Raw genomic sequence first — 24,444 nt, forward strand, 5'->3', positions numbered from 1 at the left:
TCAATATTTTTAAATTAGCGATCGCCCTCAAATCTAGCATTTACTATTTACTGCTGTTTTATGAAAATCAACAAAAAACAATTCAACAGATCTACTTTAGTTTTTTGCTTAGGAATGTTCGCTGTTTTTCTCCTATCCTTAACTCTACGCTTTTGGCAACTAGAGAGATTTAACACTCTAGTATTTGACGAAGTTTATTACGCGAAATTTGCCAACGATTATCTCACAAAAACTCCTTTTTTCAACGCCCACCCGCCTCTGAGTCAGTACATAATTGCGATCGGCATTTGGATCGGAACTCACCTTCCCTTCGGCAAAACCGCCGTAAACAGTATGGCCGGTTCCCTGCTTTCCCCTTGGGATTACCGCTGGCTGAATGCACTCACAGGCTCCTTTATTCCCCTAGTTGTCGGAGCCCTGGCTTATCAGCTAGTTCCGCGCCGCACCTTTGCTTTTATTGCTGCTTTGTTTGCCGCCTGCGACGGTCTATTTTTAGTGGAGTCTCGCTACGCGCTGAACAACATTTATCTAGTTTTGTTGGGAATTTTAGGTCAGTTATTTATTTTAAAATCCGTAGAAGCAGAAGGCAAAAAGCGCTGGCTTTGGCTGGTACTCGCCGGAATAGGTTTCGGCGCATCTGCGGCTATCAAATGGAACGGATTATGGTTTCTTTTCGGTACTTATCTAATTTTAATCTGTGCTTGGGCAGTTCGTTTTATCCAGGGTAACAGAGGAAATGAAGAACAAAGCCGCGACGTAGATTCACCTCTAATTCCTGCCGAAAGTCCCGTACAAAAACTGACTAAACTCAATTTTATAGAACTCTGCTTAAGTCTAGCTATTATTCCTATTCTAGTTTACAGCATCTCTTGGATTCCTCACCTGCACTTTAATCCAACTCCCAATTTCTGGCAGATGCAAACGGAAATTTTGACTTATCACCAGCGGATTAAAAGCGGGCCCGACGTGCATCCTTACTGTTCCACGTGGTACAGTTGGCCTTTGATGCTGCGCCCCATAGTTTACTTCTACAAAACTGCTAGCAGCAATGCCCAACCAGATCCGGTTTTGCCACCTTTACCTGAAGGTGTAACTCAGGCAACTTTTGACGTTCACGCAATGGGAAATCCATTGCTTTGGTGGCTGTCAACCTTAGCTTTATTGCTAGTAATAGGAGTTTTAGTTCATCGGATTTTGGTGTGGCAGCAAACGCGCAGCGAGGCTTCTGTTGACACGATAGAACAGCAGCGGCCGATTTTGTTTCCGCCGACTGCTGAAATGTGGCTGGCGTTATATTTAATAATTAATTGGGCCGCTAATTTGCTGCCTTGGGTGAAGGTGACTCGCTGCATATTTTTGTACCATTATATGGGCTGTTCTGTGTTTGCAGCTTTAGCACTTGCTTGGTGGGTTGACAGGTGGCTGCACAGCCCTCAAACTCGACTCCGAGGGATGGGGGTAACAATTATTTTTCTGGTTGTGGGTGCTTTTATTTTCTGGATGCCTATCTATTTGGGACTGCCTTTGTCGCAAATGGAATGGAAAATTCGGATGTGGCTGCCGTCTTGGGTTTAAGTTAGAAATAATTATTTTATTAACGGGTTCTCCCGCCCGTTCCACAATAAAGTTAAGTTTTGTGGAACAGGCATCTTGCCTGTTCCTAACAAAGGTGCAAGATGCCCGTTCTACAAGAAAATTAAGTTTTTAGGAACAGGCATCTTGCCTGTTCCTAAAAAAGGTGCAAGATGTAATTTATAACATTTATTACCAAGGGGAGTTTGCAAAAGCGAGCATTATTTTTGATACAGTGCTCGATAAACTGGTTCGCCTCGTTTTTGAGTAGCAATTTCTCTTTCCGTAGCAACGGGTAGGGGATTTTCTGCTAGCCATTCCCCGCCATTTTGACGCTGAAAACTGGGATGAGATGAAAAGCGATCGCACATTTCGACTTCTACTTCCTCAATATCCGATTGAATAAATACTTCACCGCCAACAGCCAGATAAGTCGCCAATTCGCTGACTAATTCCTGCTGCACTACCCGCCGCTTGTGGTGCTTTTTCTTGAACCACGGATCGGGAAATTGAATGCTGACTCGCTGCAAAATACCAGCGGGCAAAGTTTCTAAAATTGGCTTCATGGAACTATTCGCATTGCAAAACAAATAGTGCAAATTTGTCAAGCCTTTTTCATCGCGCCACAGATTCGCCTCATCTACCAGAGGTTCCCGAATTTCTAATCCCAGAAAATTCCAATCTGTTTGGATTTGCGCCATGTGCCACAAAAACCTTCCTCTGCCGCAGCCGATATCTAGATGTAGCGGTAAATTTAAGTCGGCATAGATTTTAGTCCAATCTGGGGGACTTGCGGATGCTTGATATCTAATTGATAGGGGATTGACGTGTTCCCGAACTCTAACTCTTGCCAATTTTCCTGTCTCCTGAATGTAGTTTTTAACGGTTGATGAAGGCAGATAAATATTGATTTTTGCGATCTTGTCTAATACTTTTTAATTAATGAGCGATTAAAAATTGCAGAGGGACTATTTTTAATTGCTCATTATTGCATTAGGCTTCTGGTTCAATCCCTGCTGCTCTTAATTGTGCTGCTAGTCTTTCCGATCGCTGCCTTTCCCTTTCTACCATCTCTGCTCCCCACAATAACATCTCTCCGCTTTCATCCCACCAGCGCAACCAATATCCGGTTCTTTCGGCTTTTGTCCCGTACCAAGCGCCCAGAAATAACCCAACTCCTGCAATCCAATAACGATTGTTTGCATCCGGCTGCTGTACTTCATATCTTCCTGATGAATTCAGCCGATACACTTCTAACAATCCTGCCGCAGGTTCAAAAATAGCATAGATTGGTACTCGAAGTATTTGCTCGTAAAAAAACCATTTTCCGGGGGGTAAAGTTGGTTTACTTGAATATTCGTCGTAGTGATTAACTGATAAAAACTCTAGGACGATATCGGGTATTTCTCCTTCTAAGTTTGGGGTGTAACTGCGACGAATTCCTGGAGCCACCAACGGCTGGACGTTGCGGGCATAAAACCAATCGGGGGCTTTGATAACTAGCTTGCCGTTTAATGTAGCGCAAACACCCATATTTGAGGCAATTAAGATATGTTCTAAAATTAATCCCGCGATTTCTAGGATTTCGCGCAAGGCTGCGGCGAGTAGCGGTTGGTCGATATTTTCCACAGGTTCCTCGTCTAAAATGAAATCGTCTGGCAATTTTTCCCAGGTAATTTTTAAGTCGGCTGTACTGACTGTCACGGTATTTTACCTCTTGCTAAGACTGCTGGAGTGCGGTTTGCAATACTTCTTTATGAAAGAGCGATCGCCCTACAATAAATTTTATCCTTTCTGGCGATAGTGCATCGCCGCTGGCGTAGTGTTCGATCCAGGTTTTGCTGATTAAATAGGGATCTTCTGGCAATTCTGATAATACATATCCCGGCATTTCTAACTCATCCATCAATTGAGTGACTTTGGGATCGTAGCTGAGGGCAAAACAGCGGCATTCTTCCGATGCTGCCATAATTAAACTGTGGTAGCGCATCCCGATCGCCATTTCGACTCCCCGGAATAGTCCTTTCAATTTTCTCGGATCGTCTAAACTAAGTATCTCACTTCGTTTCGGCAGAGCTTCGTGCAAATGCTTGGCAATTTCTAAGTCGCGAGATGCTTGAAAAGGTAGCAGTAAAATTAAGGTTCTGGTTGCTTTTTGAAAGTCAACTAAAGCTTGAGTTAGAATTGACAATCTGGCGGGAGTTAATGTAGGATGGGAACGCAAACAAACTGCAACTCTGGGCGCTGGTAAATTCCACAAACCGGAGACGGGGGAATTCTCTAAAGCCCACACGGGATCGGGCGCTAAAGTGAACGGAATTTGCCAATCTGCAAGTAAGGTAGCTGAGCCTTTATCCCGCACGCTGACGGCGGTGCATCCAGCAAAACAACGCTGAGATAATTTGCGGGTAATCTCTCGATTTAAAGGCCCAATTCCCTGGGCCCAAGCAACTGTTTTTAAGCCCATTTGTTGCGCTAGTCCCATTAAACCCCCATAATAGAAAGGGCTGATCGTGCTGGTAGCGTCTTGCATTAAACTGCCGCCTCCCCAGATTAGCGCGTCGGAGGTGCGGAGTGCTTCGAGAACTTGAAACGCATTCATCCGATCGCGCGCAGCTACCCCGTACCGCTGATTTGTCTCGACAGGATTGCCAGACAGGACGATCGGCGTCACGCCATCTGGTAACATTTGCAGTAGCGATGCCAACAGCGCCTCGTCGCCACCGTTGCCTTTACCGTAATAGCCGCACAAAATTGCTCGCATTTCTACTCTTGGTTTATAATGGGGAATCTAAGTATTACAATATCTAATTGTTGCGGTCGAGCCGTAAAATATTTTAACAGTTAACAGGTAGGGGCGGTGCCCCCGTGCCCGCCCTTCTTAGCAGCCAACAGTTAACAATCTTAAACAAATAAATACATATTTTATCTTCCCCGTTCTCTGTTATTTTAGAATACAAAAAATGCACGTTTTGTCAATTCCCACCTGGATTATTCACATCTCTAGCGTCGTCGAGTGGATTGCGGCCATCTGGTTAATTTGGACTTACGGCGAAGTCACTCAAAACCGAGCTTGGTGGGCCCTTTCCGCCGGAATGCTGCCCGCCCTAGTCAGCGCCATGTGTGCTTGCACTTGGCACTATTTTGACAACTCCCCAGCCCTAGAATGGATCGTTACCCTGCAAGCGGCGATGACTCTCATCGGCAATTTTACTCTGTGGGCGGCGGCTTGGTGGATTTGGCGATCGGCTCAAGCAGCAGAGAAAATTCAAGATTAAAAGAGGTATCAAGTCAATGAAAAATAGCACTTTTTGGGCAACATTTACAACAATTTCCCTCGTGTTAGCAGGCGGATTATTGCAGGAGAGCAAAGCCAGCAATAATTTCCAGGAAGTCGCCCAACAGCCTAACTGTAAAAGTCCTCAAACCACGCTAGACATGAATATGTGTTCTAGTCAAGAGTTCAAAGCAGCAGACACCAAGCTCAATCAATTATATCAGCAACTTCGGCCTAAACTCAACAGCAAACAGCAGCAAAGATTGACGGTTGCACAGCGTAGTTGGCTCAAGTTTCGCGATGAAACTTGCAGCTATGAAGCCGGACACTTTGAAGGCGGTACTTTGGCGGCTCCTGTATACATTTCTTGCAGAGCAAAAGTTACACAGCAGCGCGTTAAAGATTTAGAAGATTATTTGAAACAAGCAAATTTGTAAGCAAATCTACCGAATTAGCTATTAAATTACCGACTTCTTCTGTGAGATGTTGCACCTGTGGTAAAAATCGGTTTTTCGATCTAAAATATAGCCTTCAAACCTATATATTTCGTTCAAAAAACCAGTTTTTGTACGTTACCGATGCTGTAAAATAAAAAATCAATTTATCTTTCTCAACGGCAATAGTGTACAATCGAAAGTCTAAAAACTAAAAGCTAAAATCTCAAATCGCCATGTCCTTCGTTGGTTTGCACATTCACAGCGATTACAGCCTCCTAGATGGCGCTTCTCAGCTACAGCAGCTCGCCGAACGGGCGGTGGAATTGGGGATGCCCGCGATCGCCCTTACAGACCACGGAGTGATGTACGGCGCGATCGAACTCATCAAAGTTTGCCGAAATAAAAATATCAAGCCCATCATTGGCAACGAAATGTACGTCGTCAACGGCGACATCGAAGTCAAAGTTAGAGGTAGAAGAAAATACCATCAAGTTGTCTTAGCTAAAAATACCCAAGGCTATAAAAACCTCGTCAAACTCACCACAATTTCCCACTTAAAGGGAATGCCAGAACGAGGTATTTTTGCCCGCCCTTGCATCAACAAAGAACTGCTTAAACAATACTCAGAAGGTTTAATTGTTACCAGTGCTTGTTTGGGAGGCGAAGTTCCCCAAATGATTCTCCAAAACAAGCTAGATACTGCCCGCGAAGTTGCCAAATGGTATAAAGAAGTATTTGGGGATGACTACTATATAGAAATTCAAGACCACGGTTCCCAAGAAGACCGCATGGTGAATGTGGAAATCGTCAAAATTGCCCGCGAATTCAATATAAAAATAATCGCCACTAACGATTCTCACTATATTTCTTGCAACGACGTAGAAGCCCACGATGCTTTGCTTTGCATCAACACCAACAAACTGATTGAAGAAGACAAGCGGATGCGCTACAGCGGTACAGAATATCTTAAGTCCGCTGACGAGATGGCGCAACTGTTTCGAGACCATTTGGACGACGAAACCATCAAAGAGGCGATCGAAACTACCCTAGAAGTAGCAAACAAAGTATCAAGATACGAGCTAACAGGAGAAGCGCGAATTCCCACAATTCCAATTCCCCCAGAACATACCGCCGATACCTATGTAGAAGAAATATCTTGGCTAGGACTATTAGAACGCCTCAAAAGCCGCACCAGAAACGAAATCCCCCCAGTCTACAAACAAAGACTAGAATATGAGCTAAAAATGATTCAGCAGATGGGGTTTTCTGAATATTTTTTAGTAGTTTGGGACTACATGAAATATGCTAGAGACAACAATATTCCCGTCGGGCCAGGACGTGGTTCTGCGGCAGGTTCTTTAGTTGCTTACGTCCTCAATATTACCAACATAGACCCCGTACACCACGGATTGCTGTTCGAGAGATTTCTCAATCCCGAACGTAAATCTATGCCAGATATCGATAGCGATTTCTGCATAGAAAGACGCGACGATATGATTAAATATGTTACGGAAAAATATGGTACAGACCGCGTAGCACAAATTATTACTTTCAACAGAATGACATCAAAAGCTGTCTTGAAAGATGTTGCTAGAGTGCTAGGAATTCCCTACAAAAAAGCGGACGAAATGGCAAAAATGATTCCCGTGTCGCGGGGGAAACCGGAAAAACTCAAAGTGATGATTTCCGAGGGAACACCGGCACAGGATTTTAAAGACAACTACGAAAATACAATTTGCATAAATGCAGAAACTGGCACCGAAGTTCCAGTGCGTCAGTGGATTGACATGGCAATTCGCATTGAAGGAACTAACAAAACCTATGGCGTTCACGCGGCCGGTGTGGTCATTTCTTCCCAACCCCTTGATGAAATTGTACCATTGCAAAAAAATGACAATGGTGCTGTGATTACCCAATATTTCATGGAAGACTTGGAATTTTTGGGGTTGCTGAAGATGGATTTTCTGGGACTTAAAAATTTAACAACTCTCCAAAAAACAGTCGAGTATGTTAAGCAAACGCAAGATATAACTATCGATGCCGAAGCCTTACCTTCTGATATAGAACGCAGAGCTCAAGAGACATTTACTAGGAACAACAAGTTACCCGGTGATGTAGCAAAAACTTATCAACTATTAGAAAAAGGAGATTTGGAAGGTATTTTTCAGCTAGAATCTTCTGGGATGCTGGATGTAGTAAAAAAAATTAAACCTTCCTGTCTGGATGATATTTCTTCTATTCTGGCGCTTTATCGTCCCGGCCCGCTGGATGCTGGTTTGATTCCACAATTTATCGATCGCAAACACGGTAGAGAGGTGGTTAAATATGACCATCCGCTGTTAGAACCAATTTTAAAAGAAACCTATGGAACGCTTTGTTTCCAAGAGCAAATTATGCGGATGGCTCAAGATTTGGCGGGCTATTCTTTAGGTCAAGCTGACTTGCTGCGCCGCGCAATGGGCAAGAAGAAGGCTGATGAAATGCAGAAGCAAAAGGAAACATTTATTGATGGGGCAACTAAGAATGGTGTCACTCAAAGAGTTGCCGAAGAGTTGTTCGGGCAAATGCTACAATTCGCAGAATATTGCTTGAGCTATGACACGAAGATATTGACTATGGAATATGGGCCGATGGCTATTGGCAAAATCGTTGAGGAAGAAATTGAATGTACAGTTTATAGTGTTGATAGTAATGGTCATATTTATACACAGTCAATTGCACAGTGGCATCGCCGGGGGCAGCAGGAGGTCTTTGAGTATTGCCTGGAAGATGGCTCGACAATGCGCGCCACAAAAGATCACAAATTTATGACTGATGACGGTCAAATGCTGCCCATTGACGAAATTTTTGAAAAAGGATTAGAATTAAAACAAATCAACTCTAGCTCAGATATATAAAATGTATCTCGACTATAGAAAACTAAAATCCGAACACAAGCAACAAATCATTTCTGCTTTTAATCATGGTATGGAGTGTCGAGAAATTCCTAACTACCTTGGTGTGAGCGAAAGAGCGGTTTCAAGAGTTTTAAAAGAAGCTGACATTAATACTAAGCGGCGAAACCGCTATACTTTAAATGAAAGCTATTTTGATGTAATTGACTCTCAAGCTCAAGCCTATTTATTAGGATTTATAGCTGCTGATGGCTGCGCTACTCACACTAATTATGTAGCTTTTGAATCTATCGACAAAGAACTGACAGAAATGCTCAGCATAGAGCTACAATACTCTGGTGAAATTAGAGTTGTTCAGCCTCAAAATTATGCTCCTCACTACCGAATAAATTTTTCTTCAGAACAACTAGCAAGGTCTTTACGCGGGTACGGTATTATAACAGGAAGAACTTTTTCGGGAGTTACTTATTTCCCGAACTTAAAATATTTAGGGTCTTATGTGTTAGGCTACTTTGATGGTGACGGTTGTGCTTATGCAAATAAAGGTAGAAGTGGTGGTTTAGTCTGCATCGTCGGTTCCTTTGAATTTGCCTGCGAACTAGCAAGGCACTTAGGAATGGGTTCTGTACAAGAACATCAATTCAAAAAAGTTTATTACTGGAGAATATTTAGTCGGAAAAACATACAAGCGTTCTATGATTTTGTTTATCAGTATCCCAGATTGGGTCTGCAACGAAAAAAAACTAAAATTGAAGATATTCTCAGGAGTTACAAACATGGTTAAAATTATTAGTCGAAAATCACTAGGAACTCAAGAAGTATATGACATTGGGGTTGAACGAGATCATAATTTTACACTAGAAAATAGTCTGGTGGCATCTAACTGTTTTAATAAATCTCATTCAATGGCCTATGCCTATATCACTTACCAAACTGCTTATTTAAAGGCGAATTTTCCTGTAGAATACATGGCTGCACTGCTGACTGCTAACAGAGGCGACCAGGAGAAGGTACAGAGATATATTGCTAATTGTCTCAAGCTGAAGATTGACGTTGAGCCACCTGATATTAATGGCTCTGAACTTACTTTTACGCCGCTTCCTACAGAGATGACAAAGGCCGAAAAACATAAAATTTTGTTTGGGATTTCGGCGGTCAAAAATGTGGGTGAGGGCGCTATTGAAAATATTTTAGAGGCGCGCAAAGAAGGGGGTAATTTTAAGTCGCTGCCGGATTTGTGCGATCGCGTAAATCTACATTCTGTCAACCGCCGCGCCCTAGAAGCCTTGATTCAGTGCGGTGCTTTTGACAAAATCGATTCCAACCGCCAGCAATTGGTAAACGACCTCGAAGGGGTGATGAAATGGGCTCAAGACCGCAAGAAAGACCGGGAAAGCGGTCAAGGTAATCTGTTTGACTTGTTGGGTGGGAATAGCTTTGGGAACTCGGCGAATAAATTTGAGTCTGCACCAAAATCAAAGACTGTCAAAGATTTTGATACACAGGAAAAATTGCGTTTAGAAAAAGAATTGCTGGGTTTTTATGTATCAGAACATCCCCTCAAGTTTCTGCTTGAATCTAATCAAGATCCAGATGTTGTGACTCTGGCACAGTTGGCGGAGAAAAAAGGGAAAGTTTCGGTTATTGTCACGATCAACGCTATCAAACTTGTAGTGACAAAAAAGGGCGATGCGATGGCAATTTTGCAATTAGAAGATTTGACACATCAAATCAAAGCTGTTGTGTTTCCCAAGGCTTACGAACAACTGAAACCTTACATGGTAGAAAATGCGATCTTGCTAATTGGTGGAAAAATAGAGAAAGACGGCGAAGAAATTCAGATAATTGTAGACACTGCAAAGCCTGTAGAAAATTCACAAGTTGCAGAGGAAATCGAGGTAGCCCAACCGGAAATACAAAATTCTTGGGCGAGGGAATCGGAAACACAAAGTTCTTGGGCGGCGCAACCGGAAAGACCAAATTATTTGGCGACGGAACCGGTTAACTTTGCCCGATCGACAAAACCAGTGCAAGTTATAGAAATGGTGATTGTCAAGCTTACACCGCCGCAGGTGCAAGATACGAAAAATCTCAATTCCCTGAAAGCTATTTTGCAAGAACTTTCCAATCGTGGAGAGGATGCTAGCGTTTCTGTCGGGGGAATCGTTGTCGGTGAATATTCCTGTCAACCGCTTCGCATCAACCGTCAGTTGTGGGTACAAGATGGCGAGGGCGCTGTTAGCCGTCTCAAGTCGGCGGGATTTGATGCTTGGGTTTTCCCTCTCGACAATCGCGGGGATGCTGCGGTGTTTCGAGAAGTGCGATCGCAACTTAACATACATTCTTGGGCCAGTCGTTTACTTGACGCGGAGGTCGATCGCATTTCCCAGTATCTCAACTATCTCGCCCAACTAAACAAACGCCCGCCAAACTAACACCTCGTCGCCATCCCCACCGGTGACTAAAGTTTGACCATCAGGACTAAAAGCCACCGGATTGCACCCAACCAAACTGCACAAACATACGCCTGTTTGCAAGTTCCACAGTTTAACCGTACCATCTCGGCTGCCGCTAGCCACAATAGAGCGATCGGGACTAATCGCCACCGAAATAACCGCGTCAGAATGCCCGTTCAAAGTATTAATCAATTCCCCTGTATCGACATTCCACAATTTTAGCGTAGCGTCCGCACTACCGCTGACAATCGTCTTGCCATCTTGACTAAAGGCGATCGCATAAACCCAATCCGAATGACCCACAAAAGTCCGTACACTCTCCGCAATACCTACACGCCAAATCTTAATAGTTTTGTCCGCACTACCGCTCGCCAGAATCATACTTTGAGGGCGGAAACTCACAGATAAAACCTTGTCAGAATGTCCCGAAAGTTTTTGCACCAAAGCTCCGTTGTGCTGGTTCCACAGTTTAATACTCTTGTCGCCGCTAGCACTCGCAATTGCGCCTCCATCACAGCTAAAAGCCACCGAATATACGGAGCCGTACCGGTGACTGTAGGGCGAACCGTAATCGCTGTAAAACTCGCGAATCATCGCCTTTTTATCCAGCTTCCACTCAATAACTTTTCTGTCAAAACTGCCGCTAACCAGCATTCTCCCGTCCGGGCTGATAGCCACAGCATCAACCGTTGCAGAATGGCCGAAAAAAGTATGAATCAATTCACCTGTTTGCAGGTTCCACAGCTTAATTGTTTTATCGTCGCTGGCGCTAGCAATAATATTGCCTTGAGGATTAATTACAACAGCATTAACCGAGCCTGAATGACCGTGAAGAATGCAGGCGCAGTGCCAGTTACGAGACAATAATTTATGGTTGCTAGGGGCAGCAGTTGCAACGTGAATCTTGTGGAGCGGCGCGACAGAGACGGCGGTTGATCTATTTTGCTGCAAGTTAGTTACTGCCGAATTAATAGCTATTTTGGGTCGATAATTATAAGCGATTTGAGAGCGGGGATATTGCCCGAAATGTACTAAGTCTTGCAGCACTTCAGCAGCGGATTGATATCGCTCTCTTACTGAATCTTTGAGCAATTTGTTTAAAATACTTGTTAATTTTTTGCTGACTTTGATGCCTTTTTGCGCTAAGTGCGATCGCCAAATCCATTTGCATTCCAAAGCATCGAACAAATCATTCAGCACCGCCCCAGTCAGCAGGTGAATGCAGGTAACACCCAAACTGTAAAGGTCGCTCGCTGGATACGCCTTGCCACTGCGAATTTGTTCGATTGGCGCATAGCCCGCAGTTCCAGTTATCGTCCCAGTTTGCGCCTCAGAAAGACCGGTAATGTGCTTAGCAACTCCAAAATCTACTAGCACAAACTGACCCCCCCTGGCATTCCCCTGTACAGCAGGAGATTCAGCGACAATTAGCCCTTTCATACCAGCAGAAGATTGAGGTAAATTTGCCCCTCCTTTTCCTTTACCAGGAGTTGAGGTGCCATATCCCGCCGCAGCCCACAAGGTTTGGGGAGTTCTCCGCACAATATTTTCCGGCTTAATATCCCGATGAATCACCTGCTGTTCATGAACAAATTGCAAAACAGGCAACAAATTGATCAACAATTCCCAAATCTGCTCTTCGCTAAAAGCTCCCCGCTGCTGCAACTCCTGAAACAAATTATTTCCCTCGATTAACTCTTCCACAAGATACAGACGTTTGGCTTGTTCAAAAGAAGCCAGCAAACTTGGAATCTGCGGGTGTTCTCCGAGTTCGTACAGCCGCTGAGCTTCTTGTTTAAACAGTGCAGTTGCCTTTTCTAATTCTGCCTTTTCTTGAACCTGCGGAAAAAATTGTTTGATGGCGCAGCGAGTTTTTAACCTATCTTCATCGACAGCTAAAAAAGTTCGGCCAAATGTTCCTTCACCGATAGGTTGAATGGCGCGGTAACGCTCTTTCAGTAGCAATTTAGAGCCGCACGCCAGACAAAAATTGGTTGAGTCAGCATTCTGCGGCTTTTGGCAATGGGGATTGAGGCAATAGCTCATCTTTTTTCCTGCCTGGAGATTGCCACCACAGCTAAACTTAGCAACATGGTAGCCTGTTTCCACTCACAGAGCACTATTCTCGATAATACCTGAGAAACTCGCTTTCTTAACCCAAAATCTCGGCTCTCAAGTTGAGCCCGTGGCAAGAAACCAAGGTGAGGACACTAGAAGTGCTTGATGTGAGTTTCCATATATTCTAATGCTTTCCTAAAATTTTGCAGGTTGGCGGCTCATCAACTGGTATGTTAACAATTAACTGTTAACTACGGCTATTCTGGAGCATTTATGCGGAGAGTAAATACAAAACTGAGATGATCCATCCCGGCTATTCTTCCCCATCTAAAAGACACTCTTGCTCCTCGCCACCCTTCTGTGAGGATGCTTTGGCTTTAATCACCGCTTCTCTAAACCCTAAAACTAATAAAATATTGGCAAGTGTTAAGAATAGTTCCGCAGAACCGTGCAGCCAATCGACATTTGCTAGTGACTCGTTGTAGGCAACTTTGGCGTAAATTGCGGCGGGAATCGTCACCGCTACAAAAACGAGAGTACCGTAAAATCCCATCAGAGCTAAACGGGGTGTTTTTCCCGATCGAGTCAAAAACCAGAGAAATCCTAAGTAGGGAAATAGAGACAGAACAAATAAAGTTTCTTTGGAAATCATTAGTAATTGGTGAGCGACCAGATACTATGATAAATTAAAATATCACAAATTAGTGTTAATAATTTTTAACTTTTAATGTTTGGTTTTTAATATTTAATTAGACAGATGCACCCGTTTCTATCAAAGCGCTATAGAATCACCCAAGACCATAGCTCTTAACCCAAGCCGCAGCAGGTTGGCAGTATTCAAAACCCCTCACCCACGCGGAGACAAAACCCGTAACTTTTCCCCTAACACCGTTTTCAGCATAACACATTTTGCACCGTGCCAGTCTGTTAATTGTCTCTCACTCCAAAGCTACCCAGCAATTAGAAATAGAGACGGTGCCAAAGTTTTCTGTCTGCTCGGCATCAAGCAAGCATCGTTCAAAACCTCTAAATCCAAGCCGTTATTTCTATCTGCTGCCAGAATTTCCTTGAGCTTAGCATCAAAATCAAAACACGGCCCGCAATCCCAAACTTTGAGTTCCAACCGTCCGTTAAACACCCTACTTTCCAGTTGAACAGGAGTTTCTACTGGTAGATTTTTGTGAGCGTGGCGAACTGCATTAGTGAAACCTTCAGCCAACGCCAACTGCAAGTCCCACCAAACTTCATTGGGGAGCGATATATCTTTCAACTGTTCAAACCACAACAAAACTTGAGTGAAAGCATTGACATCTGTGTTGACTTGCAGGCTAATATGTTGCACACAAGTTTCATGCAGCTCTTCTTCCTGCTGTTTTTCAGTCTGCCAATCCCAGGTGTTTAATAAATTCATTAACCCATCTAAAACGCTAGCTTTTTTTATATTTTGGGAGCCAGTGCGACTTTCTACTTCGTAGCTTTTGCTCAGCGACAAACAATTTCGATTGTCGAGAGTCCGGGTGTAACTGAGCTCGTCTGCAATCTGCCACATGAGTTTGATCCCCCTGCCGCCTTCTGCAAGTTGATCTATGCTGTTCGACATCTATTTTCCTCATCTGAAAGTATTAGCTGTACCCAATTTTCCCACCCGCCGAGACACGTGGTATTTTTTTTTATACTTGCTGGCTCGGTATTATTTCGGGGATCACACAAAAATGCTATCTTCTTTTAGAAGGCAGCGCATCAGCAATATGTCTTAAGAGTCTAAGCCAATTGGCTTATTTAGCTCTCGCCTGTACGGAGAACTCACGCCCTCGGCAGCCAAATCCAAGTGCATCGATTACAAATACTTATCCGTTGTCGGAGTCGGTGACTTGTCGCAGCCGTCGCAAGCTCCATAATCCCTGGCCTTGAGCGCCGGCTTCGGGCCGTTGGAAGCTGGAAGGGAGCCTGGAAGTGCTCTCATGCCAAAGGCGTAAGTAATATCCGTGAGCGCGATCGAACCTTACACCGTCGAGCCGCGTCAATGCACTAGACTAGGACTTACGCCAACAAGCCGGTTTTTGCTAAGAATATTGGGTTGGACAGCGAGAAATTAACGAGGAAACCGGGTTTTTGGGCCCGCGCGTGTAAGTCCAGCAGACAACTCGGTGATGAAAGGCAGTTACAGGACTTACCCAGACTATGACCAAAATCAAACTGACAATTCTGGCTGCAGCGATACTGCTACTCCCATTTTGCGCCGCACTTCCCTTACAAGCTCAAAATCTGTCTCTAGTCAAGCGGCTGCTAGAAACCAGAGGATGTCCCGGATGCGACTTATTTGGCGCTTCCTTGAGCCGTGCAGATTTGTTTGGCGCTTCCTTGAGCCGCGCCACTCTCAGCAGGGCCGACTTAGTTGATGCCGACTTGACTGCGGCTGACTTAATGGAAGCTAATTTAAACAACGCCAACATGAGAAACGCCTTTTTGGCCGACGCCGACCTCAGCAAAGCCGACATGAGCAGGGCCGACATCAGGGGAGCAAACTTAGAAAATGCTAACCTCAGCGAGAGTTCTCTTCGAGGCGCATCCCTCCAGTTGGCTAACTTAAAATGCAGTAATTTGAGCGCCGCCAAACTAAATAGAACCGACCTGAGAAATGCCGATTTAAGTGGTGCAAATCTCACCGGTGCTGACCTCCAAGAAGCCGATTTAAGCGGTGCAAATCTCAGCGGTGCCGACCTCAGAGCGGCCGACTTGACCGATGCGAGATTGAACAAAACTAATCTCACAGATGCCAATCTCTGCGGCGCCCGGATGCCGAACAGAACAACATCTCGGCGAGGCTGCGAAGTTAAGAAAGAACAAGCTATAAGCACGAACAATTACTGTAATTACTGCTATGCCTTGAATGACTGGTGGCTGAATGTATTAAGGTTATACTAAGCAGTATCATCGCCATCACTACTCTGTTTAATATGTACTGTTAGAAGGGCGAGTAGGCGGTACAGATATCAAACTTAACCTGTTACCGCCAATAGCTTTTATCTACTTTGAAGAACCTAAAAATCGGCTCAGTATTTGCAGATATTCTGCGCCCCCGATATGTGCCACATTAGTGTGACCTCCATCAGGAACTATGTAAAGCTGTTTGGGTTCAGGTGCTGCCTCAAACAGTTTTTTGGTCATTTCGACTGGAACTACATTGTCAGCAGTCCCGTGAATAAACAGCACAGGCATTTGCAGGCGATCGACTTTTGAAAGAGAATCAAACCGCTGTGTCAGCAAAACATCGATCGGAAACATCCAAAACAGCCCTTTTTGGAAATTCACCATCGCCCGTGTCGAAGTAAAAGAGCCTTCTACGATTAACCCCGCCGCCTCCGGGTGACGCACGGCTAGATCGATCGCAATTGCCCCTCCCAAAGAATGACCGTAGATATAAATTTGATTCGGGTTAATCCCCCGCTGTTTCACCAAATAATCCCAAGCAAGTTGAGCATCCTCATAAACCTGAGATTCACTCGGAAAATCGCCCTGGCTTTTTCCATAACCACGATAATCCATCACAAATACCGACAAACCTAATCGATGAAATCGATAAGCGTGTTCGACATTTCCTCCCACATTTGAAGCATTGCCGTGCAGGTACAAAACTACCCCCCCTAACCCCCTCTTGTTAAGGGGATGAACCGGAACCCCCCCCAGCCCCCCCTTGTTAAGGGGAGGAGTAAGAGGGGTTTCCGATGGGTGAACCCGAACGGCCTTTCTGACTTCTCCCGGAACCTTGGGGGGGGTTTCCGAGGCAGGAATCCACCACCCGTGCACGCTGTCCACCGCGCCTGTTTTAGTTGGAATTGGCAGCCAGACATCTTGATATTTCAACTGAAAATCATCTGGCGTAGTTTCGATCGCCCGCGCAGGAAAAAAGATAAACTTACCTTGGGCTACAAATAGGAATACACAAGCAGCAGAATAAGCAACGGCCAAAACTATCCCAAAAGCTATTAGCGATTTAGACAAAAGGAATACTAGCAACTTGTTCATAGATAGAGCACGCGGGAAATTAGAGATCGCTCAAAAGCTAATGGCAAATGATTAATTCAGACAATTAGCCAAGATCGATTACTAACTTCCGCCGCAGCATTCCGCCCATTTTCAAAAATTAATCCAATTCCGGGTGGTGTAAGTGCCAATTCGTAGACTGTTCGTAAGCGTGAGCCACTTGAAATAGCCGAGACTCTTGCAAAACATTGCCAATCAGTTGTATACCCACGGGCAGTCCTTTATCATCAAATCCGCAGGGCAAACTCAAAGCTGGCAAACCAGCAAGATTCACGGGAATAGTCATCAAATCTGACAAATACATACTCAGAGGATCATTGAATTTTTCGCCTGCCTTAAATGCGGTAGTAGGAGCAGTGGGACAGACTAAAACATCAACTTGAGAAAAAGCTTTTTCAAAGTCTTCTTTAATCAAAGTCCGAACTTTTTGAGCTTTTAGATAATAGGCATCGTAATATCCAGCCGACAATACGTAAGTGCCGATCGCAATCCGGCGTTTAACTTCCGCACCGAACCCTTGAGAGCGGGTTTTGGCATACATATCCAAAAGATTATCGGGATCTGGAGATCGGAAACCGTACTTGACTCCATCATATCGCGCCAAATTTGCCGAAGCTTCCGAGGGAGCAATGATGTAGTAAGTGGGCAAACCGTAGCGGAACCGGGGACAAGAAATAACTTGAATTTCTGCGCCCAATTGTTGAAATTGCTCGATCGCCTTAGTAACAGCGTCTTTAACCCCCGATTCCAACCCGACACCAAAAGTTTCTTTAATTACACCAATTCTAATCTGACCCTTTGGTCGCAAACTGGGTCTTAAAGCTTGAGCATAGTCAGGAATTGGGACATTAAGACTCGTAGAATCTCTCGGATCATAACCGGCGATCGCCCCCAACAAAATCGCCGTATCCTCAACAGTCCGGCCAAAGGGTCCGATTTGATCGAGAGAAGAAGCATAGGCCACCAAACCGTAGCGAGAAACCAACCCATAAGTCGGTTTCAGCCCCACCAACCCGCAAAAAGCAGCAGGTTGGCGGATTGAGCCCCCAGTATCCGAACCCAAACTCACGACGCATTCTCCAGCGGCTACCGCTGCGGCAGAACCGCCAGAAGACCCTCCGGGAACGCGCTCCAAGTCCCAAGGATTCGCGGTAACTTGATAAGCAGAAGTTTCCGTCGAGCTCCCCATTGCAAACTCGTCCATATTCGCCTTACCCACAATCACCGCACCGGCTGCTTGGAGTTTCGAGACGACGGTGGCATCGTAGGGAGGAACAAAATTCTCCAAAATTCGAGAGGCGCAGGTTGTGGGAACGCCCTCGGTACACATATTATCTTTAACGGCGATCGGGATGCCGGCCAACAGGCCAATTTGCTCTCCGGCTGCGATTTGGGCATCCACTTTATGGGCCTGCGCCAATGCGCTGTCTGCTGTCACGCACAGAAAGCTTTTCAACTTCGGCTCTAGCTGGGTAATTCGGTCTAATGCTTCTTGAGTAATTTCCACAGCAGAGCGTTCTTTATTGACCAGTTGTCGGTGCAACTCGCGGATGGATGCCATGCTCGTACCTTTATCATTTCTACTTTGAGACAATACAGTTAATATAACTGGCAATTGTACCTGCTTACAGCCCGAAGGCAAAGTCGGCTATTTTTGTGGCGAAAGTTCGAGCCTCGAAGAGGGCTCCGCTAACGCGCGATCGGTCATTTTATCTACAATAGATTAAATTCCCCAAATCGCACCTAACACAAAATAGCGATCAAGTTTTTTACCTACTCTTTTAACAAACCAATAATGCAACTGTATCAGGACTGATGCAAAAAGTGGTTTGACGCGAGATTTATATAAGTAAGGGGTAAGGTGTGCAATACTGCTCCTACATAATTAGGTTCTACCTCCAAGAATGTGTATGCAATATCATAATCATTAGGAAATCAGTCAGTCCCAATTCTGTCCTCTAAATTATAAAATATTATAATCCAGCTTCTATTCAACGAAACCCAGGATTTATGGTATCAGAAAATGGCATAAGAAATACACTCATCCCAGATTGTGACTGCTTTATTCCGGGAAATATATTCAGATAATATTAAGATATTACCTGAGAATAATTTACCATTTTTGTTGGATACAATTTATTCGTAAAAACATATATCAAAGCATCTGAAGGTAATTTTTTACGAGATTAGTCACCTCCTGACTATTAAAAAAAATTAAACTGCTAACAGAAAATTATGAGAATAAAATATGAGATTATGGCGGCACATTCCCTAATAATTATAACCAGATTATGAAGATCACTTTTTTAGTCAAAAATTACTGAAAGTTATCAGTCATCCGAGTGAATTAATGGCGACTGCGCGATCGAAGAAAATAGTGATCGACCTTTTCCCATCCACGCCCATTGTGCCACGGGTCAAAAAGCCTGTCAGAAATCTGGGATTCACAAAAAAGCTCGGAACGCTCACCGCCACGCCGAGGTATCCTGTTGCCCGCACCTGCAAAAAAACAGCAGTCCTTCCTTAAGTGCGACTAGCTGCGTGCCTCTGCGCTAAAAAAAGCTAGGTATTTGCCACCACGATCCCCAGGAAAATAATTTCATCCGGAATTATCCCCAAAACCAAAGATATATGGTAAGAAGTTCCCGATGCCCCGTTGGAGGAATGCCACCTAAAGCTCACTTAGAAACCCACCTGACGGCAGAGGAACTCAAAATTCGCTACCGGCAGGCACAAAACACCACAGAGTCGCGCCGCTGGCACTTGCTGCTGTTAGTTTCCAGAAATTGGACTATCAAACAAGCAGCCCAAGTCGTAGGCCTCAACTACGACTATGCCAAAGAAATTGTCCAGCGCTACAACCGAGAAGGGCCTAACTCTGTGAGAAATCGCAGCGGAGACCGCCAGCCCCCTCCTGCGAAATCCTTGCTGAATCCTGAACAGCAAGAAGAACTGCGACAAGCGCTGCAAGGATCTGCCCCCGACGGCGGAGACTGGACAGGCCCCAAAGTCGCTCGCTGGATTGCCGAAAAGATTGGTAGCGATCATGTCTGGCCCCAACGCGGCTGGGATTATCTCAAGCGGTTGGGTGCTGACTGGCGACGGCGGCGCAGAAAGTAGATAGTTCGCAATATTTAGAGGGGGTTGATTGCCTTCGTGCGATCGCTCCCTTTATTTTGGTTATTTTGCCACATTGGCGCGATCAAACGATTTTAGATTTTAGATTTTAGATTTGTTCTCCTATCTAAGATCTAAAACCGTTTGACTGATGTAACAATAGCTGCTTATATAGAATTTGGTTGTGTTGAGGATGTTAAATATGCCAGAGATCAGGCGTTTTTTGTCGATCGCCAACAAGATGGCGGCAGTAGTAGCCGGCATTGGACTGGTTCAGATGTTAACCATCGCAAGTTCATTCTCTCAATCATCTAACCCGCGTTCCTTAGACGAACTCTACAAAATTCGCGATCGGCTGATCACCGAATTAGAACAACCCTCATCTCCCTCCCCAGAACCAACCATCCTTTCCGGCTTAGTTCCCTTCGCGGCTAATCCTCAAGAACAACTGCTACAGCAGTTGCAAGCGGTGGAAGCTCAAATATTAGTAGAACAGAGGGCTAACGACAACTTACAGCAAGCAGTCCGTTTAGCCAACCGAGCCGTAGAAACTAAACGGCAGCAAAATAAGTCGATCGAATCTTCGCAGCAAACTCAATTTTTGTGGAACCAGGCCCTCAACAACTTGCAGGAAGTTCCTCAAAATTCATTTGTAGCTTCCCTCACTGCCTCAAAAGCTCAAGAATACCGGGAAAATTTAACAGCAGCAACCTTTCAAGTGCAGCAAGCAAAATCTGATTTTTTGGGTACGCTTGCCCGGGAAAGCGGTTTGTCTGCTCAAGCTTCGATCGGTATTTGCAACCTTTCTAGAGAGTGCGTAAACCTCCGGGGCGATGTACCTCCTGTCAGTCCGGCCAGCTTAATTAAATTGCCGATTGCTGTCGCCCTGATGCAAAAAGTCGAAAAAGAAAAAATTAGTCTGAACCAGGAAGTATTCGTCAATCGGGGTAATTTCACTGAAGACGCATCGGCAAAGATTACCTCCAATCGCAATTACCCGCTACAGCTACTGTTAGAAGAAATGATCTATCGCAGCAGCAATATCGCCACCAATCAACTAATCGATTATTTAGGTTCGGATTACATCAATCAATATTTAGATAATACCGGCTACGAAGTCACCCGCGTCAACTTCAAATTGATGGGGGAAAGAATTATGCCCTCCAACCCCGGTTCGGGTCGCAACCGTGTGACTGCAAACGAACTCACCGAAATGATGGTGCAAATTTACAACGGCGAAACACCCGGTGCTAAACTGTTAATAGAAACTCTCAACCGCCAGTACGATCACGCTCTGGGATTTGCCGCCTTGGAAGGAACGAAAGCTCAGTGGTTGGGGGAAAAAACAGGCCAAAATTCCTGGGTGCTCGGCACAACTTTAGCGATGAGCATTGACGGCGAAGCCTATGTAATGACTGTGATTGATAGCCGCAGTGGCGATATACAAATGCGCCAGTCTATTTCTAAAATTGCCGATTACATTGTCCGAAACCCCAGCTTTTAACCGCTGGAATATACAATTTACAGCGGGGGACAACGCACCGCCCAAACAGTTAAAAAATGCCGCATCAACAACTCAGTGTTTCCGTCAAAGGCAAAGGGTTTCCGATTCTCTGCTTGCACGGCCATCCCGGTTCCGGCGATTGTATGTCGGTTTTCACAGAGCACCTATCAAAACGCTTCCAAACGATCGCCCCCGACTTGCGCGGATACGGCAACAGCCGCACCTCAACTTTCTTTGAAATGACCGATCATCTGGTCGATTTAGAAGCACTATTAGATAGATTAGGAGTCGATCGATGTTTGGTGATCGGATGGTCTTTGGGAGGGATTTTAGCCCTGGAATTAGCCATGAAATATCCCCAGCGAGTCACCGGTTTGATTCTCCTTGCATCCGCAGCAAAACCGCGAGGAAGTCACCCTCCCATCTCTTGGCAAGATAACCTTTACACTGGTTTAGCCGGAATTATCAATTGGGCCCTACCCGGTTGGCAGTGGAATATTGATACTTTTGCGAGCCGATCGCTCTTTCGCTACTTGATACAGCAGCAGAAAGCCACCCCTTACCGCTACTTAGCACAGGCAGGTACCCCCGCCTACCTAAAGACTTCCAACCCGGCCACCAAGGCGTTAAATACCGCTCTGAGGGCTGGATACGATCGACTGATCCACCTGGGCGACATTCAATGTCCGAGCTTGGTGTTGGCCGGAGAAGCCGATCGGCACATCACCTCGGCATCCAGTTTAGAAACAGCCCGCCACCTCCACAATTGTCAGTGGCAGTGCTATCCAAATACAGCCCACTTGTTCCCTTGGGAAATTCCCGATCGGGTACTCGCAGACATCGATCATTGGATTGAGAGTCATCCCGAAGCAGTTGGCAATTGCGAGTGTTGAGTTTTGAGTGTGTCACAAGCAATTTATCACCCAACAGTCAAGAGTTTTGAGGTTACAACTCACAACTCAAAACCGCACAACGTTCCGAGGGAAGTGTAGCCCTCTCAAAACTCAAAACCCCCATACCCCCATGTTTCTACTGACCGCTCTAAACAGGCAACAGCCCTCCATCACCAAACTTTCCCAAATCTTCTGCAACAGTCAAAGTAATTGGTTTGCAGCGGTGAATCGACACATTAACACCTTCTGCCCCTTCATTTTCTATGTCTTCTACATATCCTGCTTTTGCAGATTCCGCCTCTCCATCGGTTAAGAACGGGCCAAAATAGTAAATGCACCGCGGCGCTGAAGTTTTAACTTCAACCCACCAAGCCAATCCGAAAAAATTGAGCAAGCTAATCAAGAATTCTTTCATCTGCTTTTCTAATGTATTTGACGGTGTTTTCAGGGTGCTGCGAACACAGGTTTTTGTTATTTACAGGTGGCTGACTGCTACCAAGAACCGATCCAAACCTATTTAAAGCTGATATCTAAATAGATTGGTGTCGAATTCCTGTTTGAACGTAGAGGGAAAGCCCCTTCTACTTTCGCCTGAACAAGTAACGAAAGTCGATCGGCTATCCTTACTTGTTCAGGGTGTGGTGCTGCTCAATTCTGGGCGGCATCCACAATAAACTACTCTGTTGTGCTCTTTTTTTCAAGCACCTTTACGATCCGTGTACGTGAAACTTTTTGGGCCCGCGCTGACGGTAAATTTCGTATAAAGCCATCCCCGTTGCTACCGAGACATTCAGGCTAGGAGTATGGCCCCTTAAAGGAATTGAAACTAATCCGTCACATCCGCGCTGTATCAAAAGGCTCAAACCGTCAGCTTCACCACCCACCACTAAAACAGTGGGCCCAGAGAACTTGACTGTCTCTATAGATTGACCGACGCCTGCTGCAGTGCCATAAATCCAGAATCCAGCCTCTTTGAGTTCTTCCAGCGCCCGGTTAAGATTGACAACCCTCGCCACGGGCAGGCTTTCCAATGCCCCTGCTGCCACTTTTCTCACTGCCGAGGTAATCCCAACAGCCCGCCGCTGCGGAATAACCATCCCCTGAGATCCCAATGCTTCTGCGGTGCGAATAATCGCCCCTAGATTGTGCGGGTCGTTGAGTCCTTCTGCTACCACAATTACTGGATCTTCGCAAGCCGACTTAGCCTTTGCGATCAGTTCGCTCAAATCCAGGTATTCGTAGGCTGATACTTGAGCGGCTACGCCTTGGTGGTTTGCTTTGCGCGTGATGTAGTCAAGGCGCAAATCGTCAACTTCGTCAATGATGCTGCCGTTGGTTTTGGCTTCGGTTAGCAAGCTATGAAAGCGGGGATCGTAGCGCAGGTGGGGAACAACCCAGATCCGGTTGAGGACTTGGTTTGTTTCTAAAGCTGCTTGCACCGCATGGCGGCCGTAAATCATGTCGTCTGTGTCTGCGTCTGGTTGCACGACTGTATTTGAGGCAGTGTCAACAGGGCGAGTGTCTCTGTCTTTGTCTCTGTCTCTGAAATGGTTGCCCCGGAATTCCTGCGGGCTATTGTCTTTGTCTCTGTCTTTGTAATAATTGCCCCTGGATTCCTGTGGGCTGCTGTCTCTGTCTCGGAAATTATTGCGGGCCCGCTGTGGGCTGCTGTCTCTGTCTCTGTCTCGGAAATTGTTGCGGGCCGGCTGCGGGCTGCTGTCTCTGTCTCTGTCTCGGAAATTGTTGCGGGCCGGCTGCGGGCTGCTGTCTCTGTCTCGGAAATTGTTGCGGGCCGGCTGCGGGCTGCTGTCTCTGTCTCTGTCTCTGTCTTGGTAATAATTGCCCCTGGATTCCTGCGGGCTGCTGTCTCTATCTTTGAAATGATTATTTCTGCGAATTTCCGGTTGGCTGTCGGAATCGACTCTCCGTTTGAAAATTGCTCTCACGGGCATTTCTCGTGATTGCGGGGCGAAGGTCGATCGCTTTTGAGGCGCGTCTACTCCGCGAGTGTCGGGACGGGGCTTGCGTTCAAAGCGGGGAGAGGATGGTTGTGAGTCCTGACGGCGGCCTTCGCTTTTGAATGGCTTGCTGTCGGAATTCGATCGCGAGGAGTTTGGTCTGGTAAATTTTCTCATTGGTTTCTTGTGGTCAAACGTTTTGGCTGAAGGCTAATCGATTGTAGATTGTAGATG

General features: G+C 45.5%; 20 protein-coding genes. 10 read left to right on the forward strand and 10 right to left on the reverse strand.

Annotated elements, in window-relative coordinates:
- Positions 1-60: 60 nt before the first annotated feature.
- Complete coding sequence (locus tag QUA58_RS09325) at positions 61-1,575, forward strand: phospholipid carrier-dependent glycosyltransferase (RefSeq protein ID WP_333393780.1); 1,515 nt, start codon at positions 61-63, stop codon at positions 1,573-1,575.
- 218 nt (positions 1,576-1,793) lie between these two features.
- On the opposite strand, the gene trmB is transcribed toward QUA58_RS09325, so the two are convergent.
- From trmB to csaB, 3 genes are all read right to left on the reverse strand, one after another.
- Positions 1,794-2,426: a tRNA (guanosine(46)-N7)-methyltransferase TrmB gene (trmB, locus tag QUA58_RS09330; RefSeq protein ID WP_194011865.1), complete on the reverse strand. Its 633-nt coding sequence runs from the start codon at positions 2,424-2,426 to the stop codon at positions 1,794-1,796.
- Between the two features lie 139 nt (positions 2,427-2,565).
- Positions 2,566-3,276 (reverse strand): Uma2 family endonuclease, encoded by a 711-nt coding sequence (locus QUA58_RS09335; RefSeq protein ID WP_333393782.1) that lies wholly within the window; start codon positions 3,274-3,276, stop codon positions 2,566-2,568.
- 16 nt (positions 3,277-3,292) lie between these two features.
- Positions 3,293-4,336, reverse strand: a complete 1,044-nt coding sequence (gene csaB / locus QUA58_RS09340; RefSeq protein WP_333380495.1) for a polysaccharide pyruvyl transferase CsaB — start codon at positions 4,334-4,336, stop codon at positions 3,293-3,295.
- A gap of 199 nt (positions 4,337-4,535) precedes the next feature.
- Here csaB and QUA58_RS09345 point away from each other — a divergent pair, with 199 nt between their 5' ends.
- From QUA58_RS09345 to QUA58_RS09365, 5 genes are all read left to right on the forward strand, one after another.
- Positions 4,536-4,850 carry a DUF2499 domain-containing protein gene (locus QUA58_RS09345; RefSeq protein ID WP_333380497.1) on the forward strand — a complete coding sequence of 105 codons (315 nt, stop codon included), beginning with the start codon at positions 4,536-4,538 and terminating at the stop codon, positions 4,848-4,850.
- Between the two features lie 16 nt (positions 4,851-4,866).
- Positions 4,867-5,286: a lysozyme inhibitor LprI family protein gene (locus QUA58_RS09350; protein ID WP_333393784.1), complete on the forward strand. Its 420-nt coding sequence runs from the start codon at positions 4,867-4,869 to the stop codon at positions 5,284-5,286.
- 233 nt (positions 5,287-5,519) lie between these two features.
- On the forward strand, positions 5,520-8,183 hold the full coding sequence (locus QUA58_RS09355; protein ID WP_333393785.1) for a DNA polymerase III subunit alpha: 2,664 nt from the start codon (positions 5,520-5,522) through the stop codon (positions 8,181-8,183).
- Position 8,184: 1 nt separating this feature from the next.
- Complete coding sequence (locus QUA58_RS09360; protein WP_333393786.1) at positions 8,185-8,964, forward strand: endonuclease; 780 nt, start codon at positions 8,185-8,187, stop codon at positions 8,962-8,964.
- Positions 8,957-10,615 carry a helix-hairpin-helix domain-containing protein gene (locus tag QUA58_RS09365; protein ID WP_333393787.1) on the forward strand — a complete coding sequence of 553 codons (1,659 nt, stop codon included), beginning with the start codon at positions 8,957-8,959 and terminating at the stop codon, positions 10,613-10,615. The genes QUA58_RS09360 and QUA58_RS09365 overlap by 8 nt, the downstream gene beginning before the upstream one ends.
- Here the strand turns inward: QUA58_RS09365 and QUA58_RS09370 are convergent.
- From QUA58_RS09370 to QUA58_RS09380, 3 genes are all read right to left on the reverse strand, one after another.
- Positions 10,592-12,682 (reverse strand): serine/threonine-protein kinase, encoded by a 2,091-nt coding sequence (locus QUA58_RS09370; RefSeq protein WP_333393788.1) that lies wholly within the window; start codon positions 12,680-12,682, stop codon positions 10,592-10,594. The two genes, QUA58_RS09365 and QUA58_RS09370, sit on opposite strands and share 24 nt — an antisense overlap.
- 325 nt (positions 12,683-13,007) lie before the next feature.
- The gene (locus QUA58_RS09375) at positions 13,008-13,346 is read right to left on the reverse strand and encodes a DUF3593 domain-containing protein (RefSeq protein ID WP_333256433.1); all 339 of its coding nucleotides are present in this window, start codon (positions 13,344-13,346) and stop codon (positions 13,008-13,010) included.
- Between the two features lie 297 nt (positions 13,347-13,643).
- Positions 13,644-14,294, reverse strand: a complete 651-nt coding sequence (locus QUA58_RS09380; RefSeq protein ID WP_333393790.1) for an ATP-binding protein — start codon at positions 14,292-14,294, stop codon at positions 13,644-13,646.
- A gap of 581 nt (positions 14,295-14,875) precedes the next feature.
- Here QUA58_RS09380 and QUA58_RS09385 point away from each other — a divergent pair.
- The gene (locus tag QUA58_RS09385; RefSeq protein WP_333256425.1) at positions 14,876-15,619 is read left to right on the forward strand and encodes a pentapeptide repeat-containing protein; all 744 of its coding nucleotides are present in this window, start codon (positions 14,876-14,878) and stop codon (positions 15,617-15,619) included.
- Positions 15,620-15,721: 102 nt separating this feature from the next.
- Here QUA58_RS09385 and QUA58_RS09390 read toward each other — a convergent pair whose 3' ends face one another.
- Entirely contained in the window at positions 15,722-16,696 is a 975-nt protein-coding gene (locus tag QUA58_RS09390; protein WP_333393792.1) for an alpha/beta fold hydrolase, read from the reverse strand.
- A gap of 142 nt (positions 16,697-16,838) precedes the next feature.
- On the reverse strand, positions 16,839-18,299 hold the full coding sequence (gene gatA / locus QUA58_RS09395; RefSeq protein WP_333256420.1) for an Asp-tRNA(Asn)/Glu-tRNA(Gln) amidotransferase subunit GatA: 1,461 nt from the start codon (positions 18,297-18,299) through the stop codon (positions 16,839-16,841).
- Positions 18,300-19,402: 1,103 nt separating this feature from the next.
- On the opposite strand from gatA, the gene QUA58_RS09400 reads away from it, so the two are divergent.
- From QUA58_RS09400 to QUA58_RS09410, 3 genes are all read left to right on the forward strand, one after another.
- Positions 19,403-19,858 carry a helix-turn-helix domain-containing protein gene (locus QUA58_RS09400; protein ID WP_333256417.1) on the forward strand — a complete coding sequence of 152 codons (456 nt, stop codon included), beginning with the start codon at positions 19,403-19,405 and terminating at the stop codon, positions 19,856-19,858.
- Between the two features lie 199 nt (positions 19,859-20,057).
- Positions 20,058-21,359 (forward strand): serine hydrolase, encoded by a 1,302-nt coding sequence (locus QUA58_RS09405; RefSeq protein ID WP_333256414.1) that lies wholly within the window; start codon positions 20,058-20,060, stop codon positions 21,357-21,359.
- Between the two features lie 56 nt (positions 21,360-21,415).
- Positions 21,416-22,252 carry an alpha/beta hydrolase gene (locus tag QUA58_RS09410; protein WP_333393794.1) on the forward strand — a complete coding sequence of 279 codons (837 nt, stop codon included), beginning with the start codon at positions 21,416-21,418 and terminating at the stop codon, positions 22,250-22,252.
- A gap of 148 nt (positions 22,253-22,400) precedes the next feature.
- Here QUA58_RS09410 and QUA58_RS09415 read toward each other — a convergent pair whose 3' ends face one another.
- Entirely contained in the window at positions 22,401-22,667 is a 267-nt protein-coding gene (locus tag QUA58_RS09415) for a DUF1816 domain-containing protein (protein ID WP_333256408.1), read from the reverse strand.
- A 292-nt stretch (positions 22,668-22,959) separates the two neighbouring features.
- A complete protein-coding gene (gene rlmB / locus QUA58_RS09420; RefSeq protein ID WP_333256405.1) occupies positions 22,960-24,387 on the reverse strand; it encodes a 23S rRNA (guanosine(2251)-2'-O)-methyltransferase RlmB in 1,428 nt (475 codons plus the stop codon).
- Positions 24,388-24,444: the final 57 nt, after the last annotated feature.

Source organism: Microcoleus sp. N9_A1 (assembly GCF_036701795.1).
Lineage (GTDB): Bacteria > Cyanobacteriota > Cyanobacteriia > Cyanobacteriales > Microcoleaceae > Microcoleus.

Coding starts and splice junctions, on each gene's coding strand:
- QUA58_RS09365 (WP_333393787.1), top strand. CDS start 8,957: ATGGTTAAAATTATTAGTCGAAAATCACTAGGAACTCAAGAAGTATAT.
- QUA58_RS09350 (WP_333393784.1), top strand. CDS start 4,867: ATGAAAAATAGCACTTTTTGGGCAACATTTACAACAATTTCCCTCGTG.
- QUA58_RS09400 (WP_333256417.1), top strand. CDS start 19,403: ATGCCACCTAAAGCTCACTTAGAAACCCACCTGACGGCAGAGGAACTC.
- QUA58_RS09405 (WP_333256414.1), top strand. CDS start 20,058: ATGCCAGAGATCAGGCGTTTTTTGTCGATCGCCAACAAGATGGCGGCA.
- QUA58_RS09385 (WP_333256425.1), top strand. CDS start 14,876: ATGACCAAAATCAAACTGACAATTCTGGCTGCAGCGATACTGCTACTC.
- QUA58_RS09375 (WP_333256433.1), bottom strand. CDS start 13,346: ATGATTTCCAAAGAAACTTTATTTGTTCTGTCTCTATTTCCCTACTTA.
- QUA58_RS09355 (WP_333393785.1), top strand. CDS start 5,520: ATGTCCTTCGTTGGTTTGCACATTCACAGCGATTACAGCCTCCTAGAT.
- QUA58_RS09415 (WP_333256408.1), bottom strand. CDS start 22,667: ATGAAAGAATTCTTGATTAGCTTGCTCAATTTTTTCGGATTGGCTTGG.
- QUA58_RS09370 (WP_333393788.1), bottom strand. CDS start 12,682: ATGAGCTATTGCCTCAATCCCCATTGCCAAAAGCCGCAGAATGCTGAC.
- QUA58_RS09325 (WP_333393780.1), top strand. CDS start 61: ATGAAAATCAACAAAAAACAATTCAACAGATCTACTTTAGTTTTTTGC.
- QUA58_RS09345 (WP_333380497.1), top strand. CDS start 4,536: ATGCACGTTTTGTCAATTCCCACCTGGATTATTCACATCTCTAGCGTC.
- QUA58_RS09410 (WP_333393794.1), top strand. CDS start 21,416: ATGCCGCATCAACAACTCAGTGTTTCCGTCAAAGGCAAAGGGTTTCCG.
- rlmB (WP_333256405.1), bottom strand. CDS start 24,387: ATGAGAAAATTTACCAGACCAAACTCCTCGCGATCGAATTCCGACAGC.
- QUA58_RS09380 (WP_333393790.1), bottom strand. CDS start 14,294: ATGTCGAACAGCATAGATCAACTTGCAGAAGGCGGCAGGGGGATCAAA.
- csaB (WP_333380495.1), bottom strand. CDS start 4,336: ATGCGAGCAATTTTGTGCGGCTATTACGGTAAAGGCAACGGTGGCGAC.
- gatA (WP_333256420.1), bottom strand. CDS start 18,299: ATGGCATCCATCCGCGAGTTGCACCGACAACTGGTCAATAAAGAACGC.
- QUA58_RS09360 (WP_333393786.1), top strand. CDS start 8,185: ATGTATCTCGACTATAGAAAACTAAAATCCGAACACAAGCAACAAATC.